At 66.2% G+C, this 14,293-nt stretch carries 13 protein-coding genes; 4 read left to right on the top strand and 9 right to left on the bottom strand.

The genetic code is table 11. The annotated features are described in order from the left end of the window. Positions 1–114: 114 nt before the first annotated feature. Both EJV47_RS00700 and EJV47_RS00695 read left to right on the top strand, forming a co-directional pair. A complete protein-coding gene (locus EJV47_RS00700) occupies positions 115–1,023 on the top strand; it encodes a helix-turn-helix domain-containing protein (RefSeq protein ID WP_126691216.1) in 909 nt (302 codons plus the stop codon). 87 nt (positions 1,024–1,110) lie between these two features. Beyond that, positions 1,111–1,851 (top strand): SDR family oxidoreductase, encoded by a 741-nt coding sequence (locus EJV47_RS00695; protein WP_126691215.1) that lies wholly within the window; start codon positions 1,111–1,113, stop codon positions 1,849–1,851. Between the two features lie 51 nt (positions 1,852–1,902). Here EJV47_RS00695 and EJV47_RS00690 read toward each other — a convergent pair whose 3' ends face one another. After that, positions 1,903–2,844 carry an NAD(P)-dependent alcohol dehydrogenase gene (locus EJV47_RS00690; RefSeq protein WP_126691214.1) on the bottom strand — a complete coding sequence of 314 codons (942 nt, stop codon included), beginning with the start codon at positions 2,842–2,844 and terminating at the stop codon, positions 1,903–1,905. Positions 2,845–3,110: 266 nt separating this feature from the next. Between EJV47_RS00690 and EJV47_RS00685 the strand changes: the two genes are divergently transcribed. After that, entirely contained in the window at positions 3,111–3,611 is a 501-nt protein-coding gene (locus EJV47_RS00685; RefSeq protein WP_126691213.1) for a cupin domain-containing protein, read from the top strand. Between the two features lie 7 nt (positions 3,612–3,618). On the opposite strand, the gene EJV47_RS00680 is transcribed toward EJV47_RS00685, so the two are convergent. After that, positions 3,619–4,599, bottom strand: a complete 981-nt coding sequence (locus EJV47_RS00680; RefSeq protein WP_126691212.1) for a helix-turn-helix transcriptional regulator — start codon at positions 4,597–4,599, stop codon at positions 3,619–3,621. Between the two features lie 339 nt (positions 4,600–4,938). Between EJV47_RS00680 and EJV47_RS00675 the strand changes: the two genes are divergently transcribed. Further along, positions 4,939–5,178: a hypothetical protein gene (locus tag EJV47_RS00675; RefSeq protein WP_126691211.1), complete on the top strand. Its 240-nt coding sequence runs from the start codon at positions 4,939–4,941 to the stop codon at positions 5,176–5,178. Here the strand turns inward: EJV47_RS00675 and EJV47_RS00670 are convergent. The 7 genes from EJV47_RS00670 to EJV47_RS00640 are packed head-to-tail and all read right to left on the bottom strand — an operon-like array spanning position 5,114 to position 14,248. Continuing rightward, positions 5,114–6,184, bottom strand: coding sequence for a hypothetical protein (locus EJV47_RS00670; protein WP_126691210.1), 1,071 nt, complete (start codon positions 6,182–6,184; stop codon positions 5,114–5,116). The genes EJV47_RS00675 and EJV47_RS00670 overlap by 65 nt on opposite strands. 9 nt (positions 6,185–6,193) lie before the next feature. After that, a complete protein-coding gene (locus tag EJV47_RS00665) occupies positions 6,194–7,648 on the bottom strand; it encodes an MBOAT family O-acyltransferase (protein ID WP_126691209.1) in 1,455 nt (484 codons plus the stop codon). A 46-nt stretch (positions 7,649–7,694) separates the two neighbouring features. Continuing rightward, complete coding sequence (locus tag EJV47_RS00660) at positions 7,695–8,858, bottom strand: acyltransferase family protein (RefSeq protein ID WP_126691208.1); 1,164 nt, start codon at positions 8,856–8,858, stop codon at positions 7,695–7,697. Positions 8,859–8,864: 6 nt separating this feature from the next. Continuing rightward, entirely contained in the window at positions 8,865–9,932 is a 1,068-nt protein-coding gene (locus tag EJV47_RS00655; protein WP_126691207.1) for a hypothetical protein, read from the bottom strand. Beyond that, entirely contained in the window at positions 9,923–11,161 is a 1,239-nt protein-coding gene (locus EJV47_RS00650) for an ABC transporter ATP-binding protein (protein ID WP_165903561.1), read from the bottom strand. Before EJV47_RS00650 ends, EJV47_RS00655 begins: the two co-directional genes overlap by 10 nt. Further along, complete coding sequence (locus tag EJV47_RS00645) at positions 11,154–13,418, bottom strand: cytochrome P450 (protein WP_126691205.1); 2,265 nt, start codon at positions 13,416–13,418, stop codon at positions 11,154–11,156. Before EJV47_RS00645 ends, EJV47_RS00650 begins: the two co-directional genes overlap by 8 nt. Then, positions 13,418–14,248: an ABC transporter permease gene (locus tag EJV47_RS00640; RefSeq protein WP_126691204.1), complete on the bottom strand. Its 831-nt coding sequence runs from the start codon at positions 14,246–14,248 to the stop codon at positions 13,418–13,420. The genes EJV47_RS00645 and EJV47_RS00640 overlap by 1 nt, the downstream gene beginning before the upstream one ends. Between the last annotated feature and the right edge of the window lie 45 nt (positions 14,249–14,293).

Genomic DNA, 14,293 nt, shown 5'->3' with positions numbered 1-14,293 from the left:
GCAGCAGAAACCCCAAGCCCCGACGAATAACTCCGCCGGTACCTGGGGTTAATCGTAACTACTGCCAAGCCCACCTTATCAGGCCTTATGGCGTGAAATCCATACATTCACCTGATGCCGACCTTTGAAGCCATTGCAGACTATTACCGCGCGTACGGCCGGGGAGAACCCGCGACGGGGCTGGTTACGGCGTACCGCATCGAGGCCCCGGCCGCCCCGGACTTTTACCCGCACGTGCGGCGCGACTTCTACAAGTTAAAGCTGCTGTGCGGGGCCGAGGGCATCCTGTCCTACGCCGACCAGCGCGTGCGCGTGCAAGGCTGCGCCCTGATTTTCGTGAACCCGCAGATTCCCTACGCCTGGGAGCGGACGGGGGGCGACGAAACGGGCTTCGCGTGCCTGTTTACGGAGGAGTTTAGCACGCCGCAGCTGCGCACGGCCACCCTGGCACACTCCCCGCTGTTTCGGGTGGGCGCTGTGCCGGTACTATTTCCACTCGCCGCCACGGTGCAGCGACTCCGCTATCTGTTCGAGCAGATACTGGCCGAGCTGCCTTCGTCCTACGCGCACAAGTACGAGGTGCTGCGCAACTACGTGCAGTTGCTGCTGCACGAATCGGTGCGGCTGCTGCCGACGGCTTCGGCCCCGGTGCCGGCGGCGCAGCGGCTGCAGGCGCAGTTTCTGGATTTGCTGGGGCAGCAGTTTCCGCTGCTTTCGCCCGCGCAGCCGCTGGTGCTCAAAACCGCCGCGGAGTTTGCCCGGCAGCTGGGGGTGCATCCCAACCATCTGAACAAGGCCCTGAAGGCTGCCACCGGCCACAGCACCACCGCGCACCTGGCCGGGCGGCTGGTGCAGGAAGCCCAGGCCCTGCTGCAACACAGCAACTGGAGCGTGGCCGATATTGCCTACGGCCTGGGCTTTGGGCACACGGCCAACTTCCACGCCTTTTTCAAAAAGCACACGGGCCATACGCCCGCGCACTACCGCCGTCAGGCCGCCCAGCCGGTGACGTCACTTTCATAAGCCGTGGCTTGATTGGCATACCTTGGCCGCCCCACCGGGCGCCGACCTTTGCGTTGGATATCATTCTCAACGCAAACGTCAGGCATTATGGAAAACGGCATTGCTGGTAAAGTCATTCTGCTCACCGGGGCCAGCAGCGGCATCGGCGAGGCTACGGCCCTGCTGCTGGCTGAGCGCGGGGCCAAACTGGTGCTGGGCGCCCGCCGCACCGCGCCCCTGCAGGCCCTGCAGCACCGCATCGTAGCGGCGGGCGGGCAGGCCGTGTACGCGGCTACCGACGTGGGGCGGCGGGCCGAGGTGGCGGCGCTGGTGCAGCTGGCCCGGTCGCACTACGGCCGGCTCGACGTGGTCGTCAGCAACGCGGGCATTGCGCCCATCTCGCTGCTGGACGAAGGGCAGGTGGACGACTGGGAGGCCATGATTGACGTGAACCTGAAAGGCTTGCTCTACGCCATTGCCGCGGCGCTACCCGTGTTCCGGCAGCAGCAAAGCGGGCATTTCGTGAACGTACTCTCGACGGCCGGCCTGAGCGTGGTACCCACCATGGCGGTGTACGCGGCCACCAAAAACGCCGCCCGCACCCTCACCGAGGGGCTGCGGCAGGAGGCGGGCCCGCACCTGCGGGTAACGGGCATCTCGCCGGGCTTCGTGCAAACCAACCTGGCCGGCTCGATGCCCGACCCGGCCGTCCGGGCCCAGATTACCGCGCGCATGGGCGAAATCGGCCTTGCGCCCGAGGCCATTGCCCGCGCCATTGCTTTTGCCATGGCGCAGCCGGCCGACGTGGACGTGAATGAACTAGTGGTGCGCCCCACGGCGCAAAGCTGAGGCGGCTGTGGCGCCGGCCCGCCCACCTGGCCGGGGCCCCACGCGCCCGGCTTAGGCCAGCACGACCACCGCCTTGCCTTTCACCTTGCCCTGGCTGGTTTCCTGGTAGGCCTGCCGCACGTTGGCCAGTTCATACGCCTTTTCCACCGGGATTTGCAACTGGTGCTCGGCCAGATCTGCCAGGGTGCGGAGCCCCGCCGCGGTGGGCTTCAGGATAAGAATCCGGTGTTTCTGGCCCGAGAACAGGTTGTGGAGAAACGCCTGCACCAGCCCCAGCGGCGAGGGCAGCATGCTGACAAAGGTGCCCCGCGACTTCAGCAGTTGTCGGGCCTCGGCAAAGGTCAGCTTGTCCGACAGGTCGATGATGGCGTCGAACCGCTGCGCCAGCTGGCTGATGGCTTGCTTCGTGTAATCAACCACCGCATCGGCCCCCATTTGGGTGGCGCGCTCTACGCCCGCCGGGCCGGCTACGGCCGTGACGCGGGCCCCGCGCTGCTTGGCCCGCTGGATGGCAAACAGGCCCACGCCGCCGCTGGCCCCGTTGATGAGCACCTCCTGGCCCGGGCCCACGGCGGCCAGCTCGTCGACAATCTGCAGGGCCGCCAGGCCGGTGACCGGCAGAACGGCGGCCTGGTCAAACGAAATGCTGGCCGGTTTGGGCGCAATGGCCGTTTCGGTGACTACCACGTAATCGGCCAGCGCGCCGCCCTTGAATACCTCCAGGAAGCCAAATACGGCGTCGCCGGCCCGGTAGTCCGTGACGCCGGCGCCCACCTGCGCCACAATGCCGGCAAAGTCGATGCCGACGCCTTTGGGAAACGTCGAGCCCGACAGGAGCTTCATCTCGCCGCGGTAAATTTTCCAGTCCAGGGGGTTGATGGAAGCGGCTTTAACCTGAATCAGCAGCTGGTTTTGGGCAATGGTGGGGGTGGGCTGCTCGCGCACCATCAGGACCTGCTCATTGCCGAACCGGTCGTACAATACTTTACGCATGGCGTTGTTGGTTTTGGTGAATACCGCAGCAAGCCAGGCCCGCGCTTCGCCTGTGGGGGGACAACCCGTTTGGGGCTGCCGCGGGGTGGTTGTTGCCTGGCAAAGGTGGAGGGGCAACCGCTGCGGGCGGTAGCGCAAAACGGCGCAAAAACAGTCCGATCGGGCGGCGAAATGCGCTGCCCGATCGGACTGTTTTTGCGCCGCTTCGGAGTGGCGCCGGGGGGCGCGGCGGCCCACCTTTGCTGCACACTTTTAGCCACACGACAATGGACACGCATCAACCAGCCCCCACCATTCTGGCGCCCGCCCAGGGCCAGGCTCTGGCCGTCATGGGCAGCAACTACCGCATTCTGGCTGCGGGCAAGGATACGGCCGGCGCCTACGCCACCATCGATATGCTGGTGCCGCCCGGCGGCGGCCCCGGCCCCCACGCCCACGCCGACATCGAGGAAACCTTCTTCGTGGTCGAGGGCGAAGTGGAGTTCAGGTCGGAGTTCGGCACGTCCGTGGCCACCGCCGGCGCCTTCGTCCGCATTCCGAAGGGCGGGGTGGTGCACGGCTTCAAGAACAAGAGCGACCGGCCGGCCCGGCTGCTGTGCACGGTGGTGCCGGCGGGGCTGGAAGAGTTTTTTCAGCACATCGGCCAGCCGGTGGCGGTAGGCCAGTTTCTGCCGCCGCCCCCGCTGGATGCGGAAGCCATTCAGCGCATCCAGGCCCTGGCCCGGGAGCACGGGCAGCAAGTGTTTCCGCCGAACTACCTCGGCTAGCGCGCCCTCACGACTGCGCGTAGCGCTTGGGGTTGAGGCCGTAGTGCTTCTCGAACAGCCGGCTGAAATGGCTCAGGTTCGAAAAGCCCAGCGCGTAGCCCACCTCGGCCACGGAACGCTGCCCCTGCTTCAGCAGAAACGCCGCTTCCTTCATGCGGGCCTGCTGGAAGTAGGTGTACACCGAGCTGCCGAAGGTCTGCTTGAAGAGCTGCTTGAGCTTGGTTTCGCTCATGGCTGCCTGTTGGGCCAGCTCGCGCAGCACCGGCGGCGTGCTCAGGTCGGTGAGCAGCTGCTCGTGCACCTGCAGCAGCCGCTCCGCGTCGGCGCTGTTGATGGGCTGGTGCGGGGCCGACTCGCGCAGCAGCAGCTTGCGAAACACCAGGTAAAGCAGCTCCTGCACTTTCACCTGGACGTAGAAATGGCTCAGCCCGTCGTGCTGGTTGACCTCCGTGATGTTCTTGAGCAGCAGCTTGGCTTCGGCCGACAGGCTTTCGAAGAACAGGAAAGAGCCCCCATCGGCCGTCAGGGCGCTGAGCACCGGGTGGGGCTCGTTGCCGGCCAGCAGCGCCTTCAGGCGCGGCGTCTTGAGGGCCACCACCAGGTAGTGCACCGCCTGCCGGGCCGGAAAGCGGATGGTGGAGCTCAGGTCGTTGGAGGTGAGCTGCACGGCCGACTCGTCGCGCTGCGAAAACCGCACCTGCGGGTGGTTGGCGAAGGCAATGTCCAGCGGCTGCTCGTTGTTGTAGAAGAAGATGGTAATCTGCTCACTGCCGCCGCCGGCCGCCTGGCGCTGGATGACGAGGTCTTCGCGCAGCTCGTAGCGGTGCACGGTGAGCTTGAAATCAACCCCGAACTGCAGCTTGCGCACGTAGCCCCGGCCCAGGTGCTCAGGCAAGGATACCTGGCCGTCGTGCACGGGCACCTGCAGGTGCTGGGCAAACTGGGTCAGAAAGTCGAAATCGGGCGTCGCAACAAAACGGAACGTCATGCCGGGGAGTGAAGCTAAACCCGGCGCTGCTGGACGCCCGTTCGATTGGCTTGCTCAGGAGCAAATCAACCTAACTTTTCCCGTTTAGCCAACAGCACCGCTTCGGCGCCGTCCTATCCGGGGCGGGCGGGAGCCTGCTGAAGCCCAGCGCCGCGCGGCGGAGCGGCCAACTCCGGGGCTTACGACCATTACAACGCCGGGCGGCTTCGGGGCGGGTGGGCCGCTGAGCAAAGCAATTTTGGCCTTCTGAGCAAAGTAGCCGGGCGGGCTGGCCCCCTACCTTTGCCGTCGACAAAGCGCTGCTGGTAGCGGCGGCCGAGCGGCGCAAGCATCTTCCCCATGACTGGCAAACAGCTGAATCCCTTCGTCGACGTGCTGGCTACCTGCCGCGGCGACCGGCGCTACCGGGGCGAGGTAGCTGCTGAGGACTGCCTGCTGGTGGGCGTGCTGGCGGGCGAGCTGCGCGTAGTGCAGGCCCACCACACCCACACCGGCGGCCCGGGCAGTTTGGCCTTCAGTTGCCGGCCCTTTGCCCCGACCCGAGGGCCGTCGAATCCTGGGCGTAAATCAGCCGCATGATTTTGCGGCCCACCAGCGGGCGGTAGTGCGAGGCTTCGTAATAGTGGCCGGGGTACCTGGTCAGTTCGTTTACGCCGCTGAAATTGTGAATACGCTCCCGCCCAAAGGTCTGCACCAGGTAGGCCAGGTCGGCGGGGTTAAGGGCTTCCTGCGAATACAACGGGCTGATGACGAAATGGTAGTCGGTACGGTGGCGCACCAGAATGGCCCGGATGGCTTCGAGCTGCTGCCGGGCTTCGGGGCCGATAACCGCCGGGCTGACCGGGGGCCGGGCCGGGCGCGGCGGCAGGCCCGGGTTGTGCGCGTAAAAACCCACGGAGTCGGCGGCAATCTGCTGCTCCACCTCGGTCAGGAGCATGTCGTTGGTCACGGGCGCAACGCCCCCGCCCCGGGTGTTGAACAAATCCTCCATGCCCGGCGTCACCTGCCCCGTCAGCTTCAGCTTCCAGTAGTGCCAGAAGAAGAAGCGGGCGAGGTAGGCCCGGAAAAACGACAGCTGAAAGCGAAAAGGCAGTTCCCCCGTCAGGCGCGGGTCCTTGCGAAACAGGTGCGAGTCGACGTCCCGGGTTTGGGCGAGCAGCTGCGCGTCGCAGACGATGAGCACGTGCCTGGGCCGGACGCCCTGGTTTTCCAGGAATTGCAGCTTCTTCCACACGCCAAACAGCGACTCGGCCAGCGCGTCGTAGTGGAAGCTGAGCGGGTCGTGGGTGTAGTTCACCCAGTCGCTCACCGCGAAGCCCAGCGTGCGGGAGTTGCCCAGAATAAAGGACCGGTAAGGATGCCGCGGGTAGTTGTTCACAAACGTCTGGGTGCTGAAGTAGTCCCGGTTCGGAATGACCTGCGTGGCAAAGGCGTCGTAGTGATAGAGCACCTGAAACGGGTCCAGCACCAGATAACTTGCCACCACCGTGCTGAAGGGCAACGTCAGCAGAAAGGCTTTGAGCAGCAGCTTGCCCACGCCGCGCGTGGGCAGCCGGAGCGTGGGGGCGGGCGGAGCGGTCGGCATCGGGGCGCGTTAAAACTGGAAGTAGATGAACTGCACGCGCTCCATGGGGCTGAGCAGGGCGATGCACAGTACGACGCCGTAGTACAGCGCCCAGCGTACCGGTGTGGGCTGCCGGGCCACCCAGCCGCCCACGGCCACCCGCGCCTGCGCAGTTTCCACCAGCGCCAGCGCCAGCAGGGCCCCGGCCAGGGCCAGCCACTCGTAGCGCTGGTAGAACACCTTCACGGCGCCCAGCCCGTGGGAGAGGGCGCCCTCGCGCAGCGCTTCGCTCGGGTCGAAGAGGTGCCGGATGACGTAGAGGGCGTCGGGCAGGGAGTTGGCGCGGAAGAAAATCCAGGCGAAGGTCACCAGCGCGTATGTCAGCGCCACGTTGAGCACCGGGCTGCCCAGCAGCGGCAGGCGCTCCGTCAGCTGCTGGCGGGCGTTGCGGGTGAGCATACCCACTACCAGGTAGGCCCCGTGCAGGGCCCCCCAGATGAGGAACGTCCAGTTGGCCCCGTGCCACAGGCCGCTGACGAGAAACACGATAAACAGGTTGAGGCAGGCGCGCGGCAGCGCCACCCGGTTGCCGCCCAGCGGAATGTAGAGGTAGTCCCGAAACCAGGTCGAGAGGGAAATGTGCCAGCGGCGCCAGAACTCCGGCAGGCTGCGGGCGAAATACGGCCGGTCGAAGTTCTGCATCAGCTCGAAGCCCATCACGCGGGCACTGCCGCGGGCAATATCCGAGTAGCCCGAAAAGTCGCAGTAGATCTGGACGGAAAAGAATACGGTGGCCACCAGCAGCGGCAGGCCCCGGTAGTGGGTGGGCGCGTCGTACACCTCGTTGACCAGCCGGGCCAGGCGGTCGGCAATGACCATTTTCTTGAACAGGCCCCAGGCCATCAGGCGCAGCCCGCTCACCACCCGGTCGTAGTCGAAATACTGGCGCTGGCGAAACTGGGGCAGCATGTTCTGCGGCCGCTCGATGGGTCCGGCCACCAGCTGGGGGTAAAACAGCACGTACAGCGCATACAGGCCGAAGTGCCGCTCGGCCCGCTGCCGCCCGCGGTACACCTCGATGGTGTAGCTCATGGCCTGAAAGGTGTGAAACGAGAGGCCAATGGGCAGCAGCAGGCTCAGCAGCGGCAGCGCCGCCGGGCTGCCACCCCAGTGCAGCAGCGCGTTGGCGGTGCCGGCGAAGAAATTGTAGTACTTGAACACGCCCAGCACGCCCAGGTTGGCCCCCAGGCTCAAGGCCAGGTAAAGCCTGCGCCGGGGCCCCTGCGCGCCTTCAATCAGCAGCCCGGCCCCGTAGTCGATGACGATGGTCAGGAGCAGGATGAGAATGTAGGCCGGCACGAAGGCCATGTAAAACACGCAGCTGGCCCCGAGCAGCAGCACCCACCGAAACCGGTGCGGCAGCACGAAGAACAACGCGGTGACGACCGGGAAAAAAACCAGGAATTGGAAGGAGTTAAACAGCATGCAGGCAGCGCAGGGGGGTATTACGGCAGGAAGTCGGTGGCCCCGCCTAGCTGGTCTTGCTTACTTGATGGGAGCCTGACCATCGGGCGTACAGCTTCTTGCCCAATCGGATGGCCGGCAGCTCCAGCCAGTGGTAGCTGAAGTGGGCGACGACGAACATGAGGCCAAAGGTCAGCACCACGGCCAGACACAGCACCAGCTTGTTCTTCTGCCCGAAACTGAAGAAGTTAATAATCTGCTGCAGAAAGGGATGGTGAAACAGGTAGATGCTATAGCTATACAGGCCTATCCGCGCCGTGAGCCTGGTCAGTGCCCTGCCTGTTGCCGTGACCGGTGCTTTCTGGTGCAAGTACCAGTCCATCACGTACACGAAAAACAGACTGAACAGCAAGCGGCCCAGTACCCAGTAAATCAACGTCAGCTTCGAGAGAGTGAGCAGCACGTAGAAGCCCACCAGGTAGGCGGGGTGGCGCGTGAAAACGCGCTGGCCCCGGAAAAACCGCTCGGCAAACCAAGCCCCAATTACCCAGTTGAGCCAGAGGGCGGGCGGGGAAAGCCACAGAATGGGTGAGCGGACCTGAAAACTTATCAACAGTACCACCGCAAGGACCGCGCACCCCGCCACCGCCAGTGTGGTCCGCTCCACGCCCAGCCAGCGGCGCAACAGCAAAAAGACCGGATAGAGCAGGTAAAACTGTACTTCCAGCCCCAACGACCAGTAAGAGCCGTTGATGCTATGAAGGGTGGGGTTGAAAAGGTTATGGGTGAGCGTCAGATGGGTAAGCAGACTGAACAGGCCGCCCGTGCCCAAGCTGAGGCTGAACACCACCAGCGACACTAAGTAAGGCGGATAAATGCGCCAGAACCGTTTGTTGAAGAACTCGCTAAGCCGAAAGGAAGCGCCGCTTTTCAGAAAGCCCCAGTGAATGAGGAAGCCTGAAATAACCAGGAACAGCGTCACCCCATGCGCGCCCATGGCCCAGGGCGTCAAATTCAGCACCACTCTGCTTGGCGAAAACCGGCTGATATTTATCCAAAGTCCGTACGGGCTGAAATCGAGCAAGTCGTACATCCCAAAGATGGCCACCAGGCAATGAGTGGTGAATACCAGGAGTATGGCCACTCCGCGCAGCACGTCGATTTTCTCGCTGTGCTGCCGCAGGTCGGTTGAGGGAGGGGCAATGGTTGGCTGAGTACGTAGTAAAGTCATAGCAGCTTAGCTGATTGTGTTCTGATAGCGGGCCAGGGCTTCGAGGCAAAAGGCAGTGGTCATTTCCTCGGAGCCCCAGCCGACCAGCTTTTTGGGGCCGCCGTAGTACACCAGCCAGCGCGGCCAGTCGCCGTGCGGCCGCTGGGCGCCGAGCAGGTACTGCACGGCGGGCCGTAGCTCCGGCGGCTGCGCGCCCCAGTTGAGCAGGGTGCAGATGGCCAGGGCGGTATCCAGCACGGTCTCGCCCAGGCGGCCGTCGGGCCGGGCGGCGGCCACAATCCGGTCGATGACGGGCTGCCGGGCCGGCTCCAGCTTCGTGATGCCGCGGAAGTAGTTGCGGGACAGGAAGTAGTACACCATGTGCGGGTCGGGGTACCACTTGTCGCAGCCGGCTTCCCGGTGTTCGGCAATGAGGCGCAGTAGCCAGGCAATGACGGGCTGCGTTTCGGGCCGGTCGCCGAGGTAGTAGAGCGCGTTGGCGTTGACCATCGGGTCCACGTCGCCGGGCTCGGCCTCCACGCTGCGCCAGAGCATGAGGTTGCGCAGCGGGCGGGCCAGCCGGGGCAGCGTGATGCGCCAGTGCGTGCGGTTGGCGTTCCAGCCCCGGGCCACAAACCAGGTGTAGAACAGGCCCTGCCGGTTGCGGTTGGCCAGCAGCAGCGGCACGTTGGTGGGCACGGGGCAGTTCACCCCCCGGGCCCGCAGCAGCGCCGACACGCAGGCGGTGTCGTCCATATCCAGGGGCAGCGGGCCGCGCAACGGGTGCAGCCCGGTGAAGTGGTGCCACAGGCCGCCGCGGTTCATGTGGTACTCCAGAAAGCCGGTCGTGCGCGTGAGCATTTCCTCGGCCGGGGCGTGGTCAGTCAGGAAGAGCAGGCTGCTGGCAATGAGGGCCGTGGGGAAGATGCAGCTGTCGGGCACGCACCACTCCTGCATGGGGGCATCGGGCGCGAAGTAGCTGCAAAACTCCCCGTTGGGATATTGGTGCTGGTGCAGGTAATCGAGGCCCTGGGCAATGGCTTCGGCCAGCCGGGGCGCTTCTACCGGCTGGACTTGGGGAGTAGCTAGTTCCATTCCACGTCGACCGTAACGAGCTGCTGGAGCATTTTATGGATGTTTTTCGTGACGCTGGGCTCGTCCTCCACGTGCAGGCGGCTGGGCGCGTCCTCCCAGCCCCAGAGCGCAATAGACTGCCGGCTCTCAAAATCGGAAATGGCCGATTTCACTAGGTAGTCGCCGGCCGTGAGGGGCAGGCCGCGCAGGCGGCAGCTGAGCTGGTGCCGCCCGGGGGCCAGCATCGTGGGCTCCGGCGGATAAGCAGCTGTGATGCAGGTACTCCCATCGCAGGTATAGATGAAGAAGCCCCACACAACGCTGGGCACCGGCCGCAGAGCCTGGTAGGTGATGGTAACGAGCACATCGTCGCCGGACTGAATAACCGCTCCGGGCCCGCTCAGCGTAAGGTTTTCGAAAACGACCGGGTGCGCCTCGCTCAGGGTGGGCGTGGTCCGTTCCGGCAGGCCGTCCGGGGAGCCCGGCCCCGCCTGGTGGGAGAAGTAATAGTCCAGGGCCTCGGTGGTGGTGCCCTCGAAGGCCAGCCGGCCCTTCTCCAGCACTAGCCCGCGCTGGCACACCGCCTGCATGTGGTGCGGCTGGTGCGACACCAGGATGAGCGAGCCGCCCGCCGCCAGGTAGCCCATCATGTGGTGGATGCACTTGCGTTGAAAATCGATGTCGCCCACGGCCAGCACTTCGTCCACCAGCAGCACGTCGGGGTGCAGGTGGGCGGCCACGGCGTAGGCCAGGCGCGCCACCATGCCCGAGCTGTAAAACTGCACGGGCATTTCGATGGCCGCACCCAAGCCCGTAAACTCGATGATGGCCGGCAGCAGTGGCAGCACCTGGGTTCGGCCCACGCCCAGCAGCGCGGCCCGCATAAAGATATTTTCGCGGCCGGTCAGCACCGGGTCGAGGCCCGCGCCCAGCTCGATGAGGGCGCCCACCCGGCCCCGTAGATGGATCGAGCCGGCATCGGGCTTGATCAGGCCGTTGAGCAGCTTGAGCAGGGTGCTTTTGCCCGCCCCGTTGGCCCCGATGATGGCCAAGGCCTCGCCCCGGCGCAGCTCAAACGACAGATCCTGCAGGCTCCAGAACTCGGCCCGGCGCAGGCCCGGCGCGGGCCCGGCGCCCGGCCAGGCTTCGGCGGCAATGTCGCGCAGCCCATACCAGAGCGAGGTACGGAGTTGGGTGCAGAATTTCTTGGACAGGTTACGCACCGTAACCACGGCAGCAGCGTCAGTCATGGGGCGCGGCGGGAACGGGCGAGGCCAGCAGCGGCAGGCGGTGCAGCACCCGCAGGATTTGCGAAGGCAGGTATTCGGGCAGGGCGCGGGCATCGGCCAGGCGCAGGTGCGGGCCCTGGGCCAGCAGCCACTGCACCATCAGCCGGGCCTGTAGCCGGGCCAGGTGCGCCCCGATGCAGGCGTGCACGCCGCCCCCGAATGCGAGGTGGCGCGTGGGCTTGCGCTGCAGGTTTAGCACTTCGGGCTCGGGGAAGCGCGCCGGGTCGCGGTTGGCCGCCGCCACGCAGCAGAGCACCAAGGCCTCGGCGGGCAGGGCCTGGCCGCCTAGCGTAACGGGCTGGGTAGTGCGTCGGGGAAAGGTATGCAGGGGCGACTCCAGGCGCAGGATTTCTTCCACGAAGGCGGGCACCAGGGCGGGGTCGGCCCGCAGCTGCTCGGCCACCTCGGGGCGGGCGAGCAGGTGGTAGGCGGCGCTGCTCATAAGCATGCTGGTGGTGGTGAGGCCGGCCAGCCAGACGGTTTTGGCCAGGTCCACCGCGTCGGTGAGCGAAAACCGGCCGGCCCGCCAGTGCGTCACCAGCTGGTCGAGCAGCAGCGGCTCGGCCGCGGGCTGCCGCTGCTCGAAGCACTCCTGAAAGAACGTAGTCAGCACGTTGAAGTACTCGAACTGGTAGAGGTGGCTGGGCAGGCGGCTGCTCAGCTCCTGGCGCTCGGCCGCGCTGAGGCCCAGCAGCTCGCCGCTCATTTCCTGGGTCAGCGGCAGAGCGAAGTCATTCACGAAGTCGAACGCACCCCTGGCCAGCAGCGTGGCGCCCAGCCCTGTGATGCCGTCGTTGGCAAACTCGGCCAGCGCCCCCAGCTTCTTGGGCGAAAAGTAGGGTTGTATCAGGCCCCGGATGTCGGTGTGCAGGGGCGGGTCGGCCCCCGAGAGCAGCGCGTCGATGGGGCCGTTGGGGCTGCTGGAATACACCAGCGGCTCGCGCAGCACCTCGTTAATGAGGTCCGCGTCGACCACCAGCCAGCTGTTTTCGGCGGCCAGGAAATGCAGCGGGCCCTGCCGCCGCAGATAGGCAAACCCGGGCGTAAGGTCGTTGGTAAAACCGGGGTCCAGCAGCCGGAACTGCGCCGTAAACTCGGCGTAGGTCAGCTCCCGGCGGGGTGCCCCGGCCGCCCCCACCACGCGCTGCCGCTGCAGCTGGGCGAGGTTGGCTTCCACCACGGCCCATTCAGACTGGCCGGCTTGCAGGGCGGGCAGCAGCTGGGCCGCCCCCAGCCGGGCCGTAAGCTCCTCGCTACTATAGAACGGAAACGGGTGGCTGCCCATCGGCAGCAGCAGCTGGTGGCCATCGGTCAGGGCGCTGGCCAGGGTGCCGGGCAGCTGCACCGCGTGCTGAAACACCGCCAGCCAGTACTCCGCACTCAGTACGGTGCCGGCCGCCACTCGACTGCCCCGCGTGGTCAGGTAGCAGGGCCGGGCCAGGGGCAGCGGCTGCAGCTCGGCCAGGGGCCGGCGCATGGCGGCCAGGTGCGCCGGCAGCAGCGTGTGGTAGGGCCGGATGGGCTGGTCGCTCACCACCTGGCTGGGTAGGCCGTGGGCCGACAAGTAGGCCTGGCCCTGGGCCAGCTCGTCGAAACGGCAAAGCACCAGGAGGCTGGCCGCATCCCGCACCAGCAGCAGCGTCAGCTCCACCGGGCTGGCGGGCGTTAGCTCGGCCAGCGCCGCCTCACTGCCTTGCACCAGCAGCACCCCGTGGGTGGGTGTCGTGCGCTGGCCGAGGGCGTAGCAGCTGGCGCTTACCCGCAGGGCGTCGGGAAGGCTCAGGCCGCCGCAGGCGTACACGGCGGCAATTTCCCCGAGGCTAATGCCCAGCGCGGCATCGGGCTGCACGCCCCGGGCCCGCCACATATCCACCAGGGCCAGCTGCAGCACCACGCTGGCGTGCAGCAGGCGCGGCTCGTCAGCGAAGAAATCCGGCCCCGCCGCGCCGGTAAAGTGCGCCCGCAGGGAAGGCCCGGCAAGCTCCTGGGTGGTGAACTGCTCACAGGCGTCGACGGTGGCGCGGAAAGCCGGTTCGCGGGCGTATAGCTCGCGGCCCAGCTCAGGCCAGGGGGCGGGGCGGCCACCGAATACGAACAAGCAGGGCGGCACGGGCCGGCCGTGGCGCAGCTGCCGGAGCTGCTGCTGCCCGCGCCGCGCCAGCCGCTTCAGCGAAGCGGGGGCGTACCGGGCCAGCAGCGGACGGATATAGTGGCGCATCAGAGGCGGGCAATGAGGTGAGGCTGGGCCAGTCGGTAGGTCAGCCAGGTGAGCAGGAAGAGAATACCGCTGAGCCCGGCCACCAGCCCGAAGCCGGGCGCCGGAGCCGCCGGCCCGGCCAGCAGCCAGTGGCGGGTGGTGGTGAGCAGCGGCGTCACGGGGTTGAGGTTGAGCCACTTGGCAAAGGCGGCGGGCGGCGAATACACCACGGGCGTAATCAGAAACCACAGGTTCAGGGCCACGGGCAGGCCCTGGGCCACGTCGGCGTACAGCAGCCCCAGCAGCGCCAGCAGCCAGCCCAAGGCCAGGCCCAGCCCCAGCAGTGCCGCCAGGCCCAGCGGCACCAGGGCCAGCGTACCCGTCAGCGGCACTCCGAACCAGAGCATCAGGCCCAGCAGCACGCCCAGCCGCAGCAGGCTGTTGAACACCACCACGGCCGCGCCGGCCGCCACGTAGGCCTCGTGCGGCACGCGCACTTTCGCCAGGGTGGCTTTGGCGCCGGATAGCTGCTGCAAGGGGCAGTTGAGGGCCTCCACGAAGCCCTGCCACAGAAATACGCCGGCCAGCACGAAGGCCGGGTAAGGCACGTCGCTCGAGGCCACGTTCAGCACCCGGCTGTGGCCCAGCAGCACCCACACCAGCCCGGTGACCAGCGGCGGCAGCACCAGCCAGGCGTAGCCCAGCAGACTTTGGCGCACCTGCACCTTGAGGTTGCGCACGAACAGCTGCCAGCCGATGCGGTATACCACTCCCAAATCGGCCCGCACCGCCTGCAGGAATACCCGCGGCGTGCTTAGGGGCGACTGGGAAGTGTAGATTGTTTCTTTCATTTGAGTTGAAGTTGCCAACGCCGGGCTTCTGTTTTCCCGATCCTA

Origin of the sequence: Hymenobacter gummosus (assembly GCF_003970915.1) — a bacterium.
Taxonomy (GTDB): Bacteria; Bacteroidota; Bacteroidia; order Cytophagales; family Hymenobacteraceae; genus Solirubrum; species Solirubrum gummosum.
Note: the sequence above shows the minus strand (reverse complement) of the source record. Positions and strands in the feature narration are given on the sequence as shown.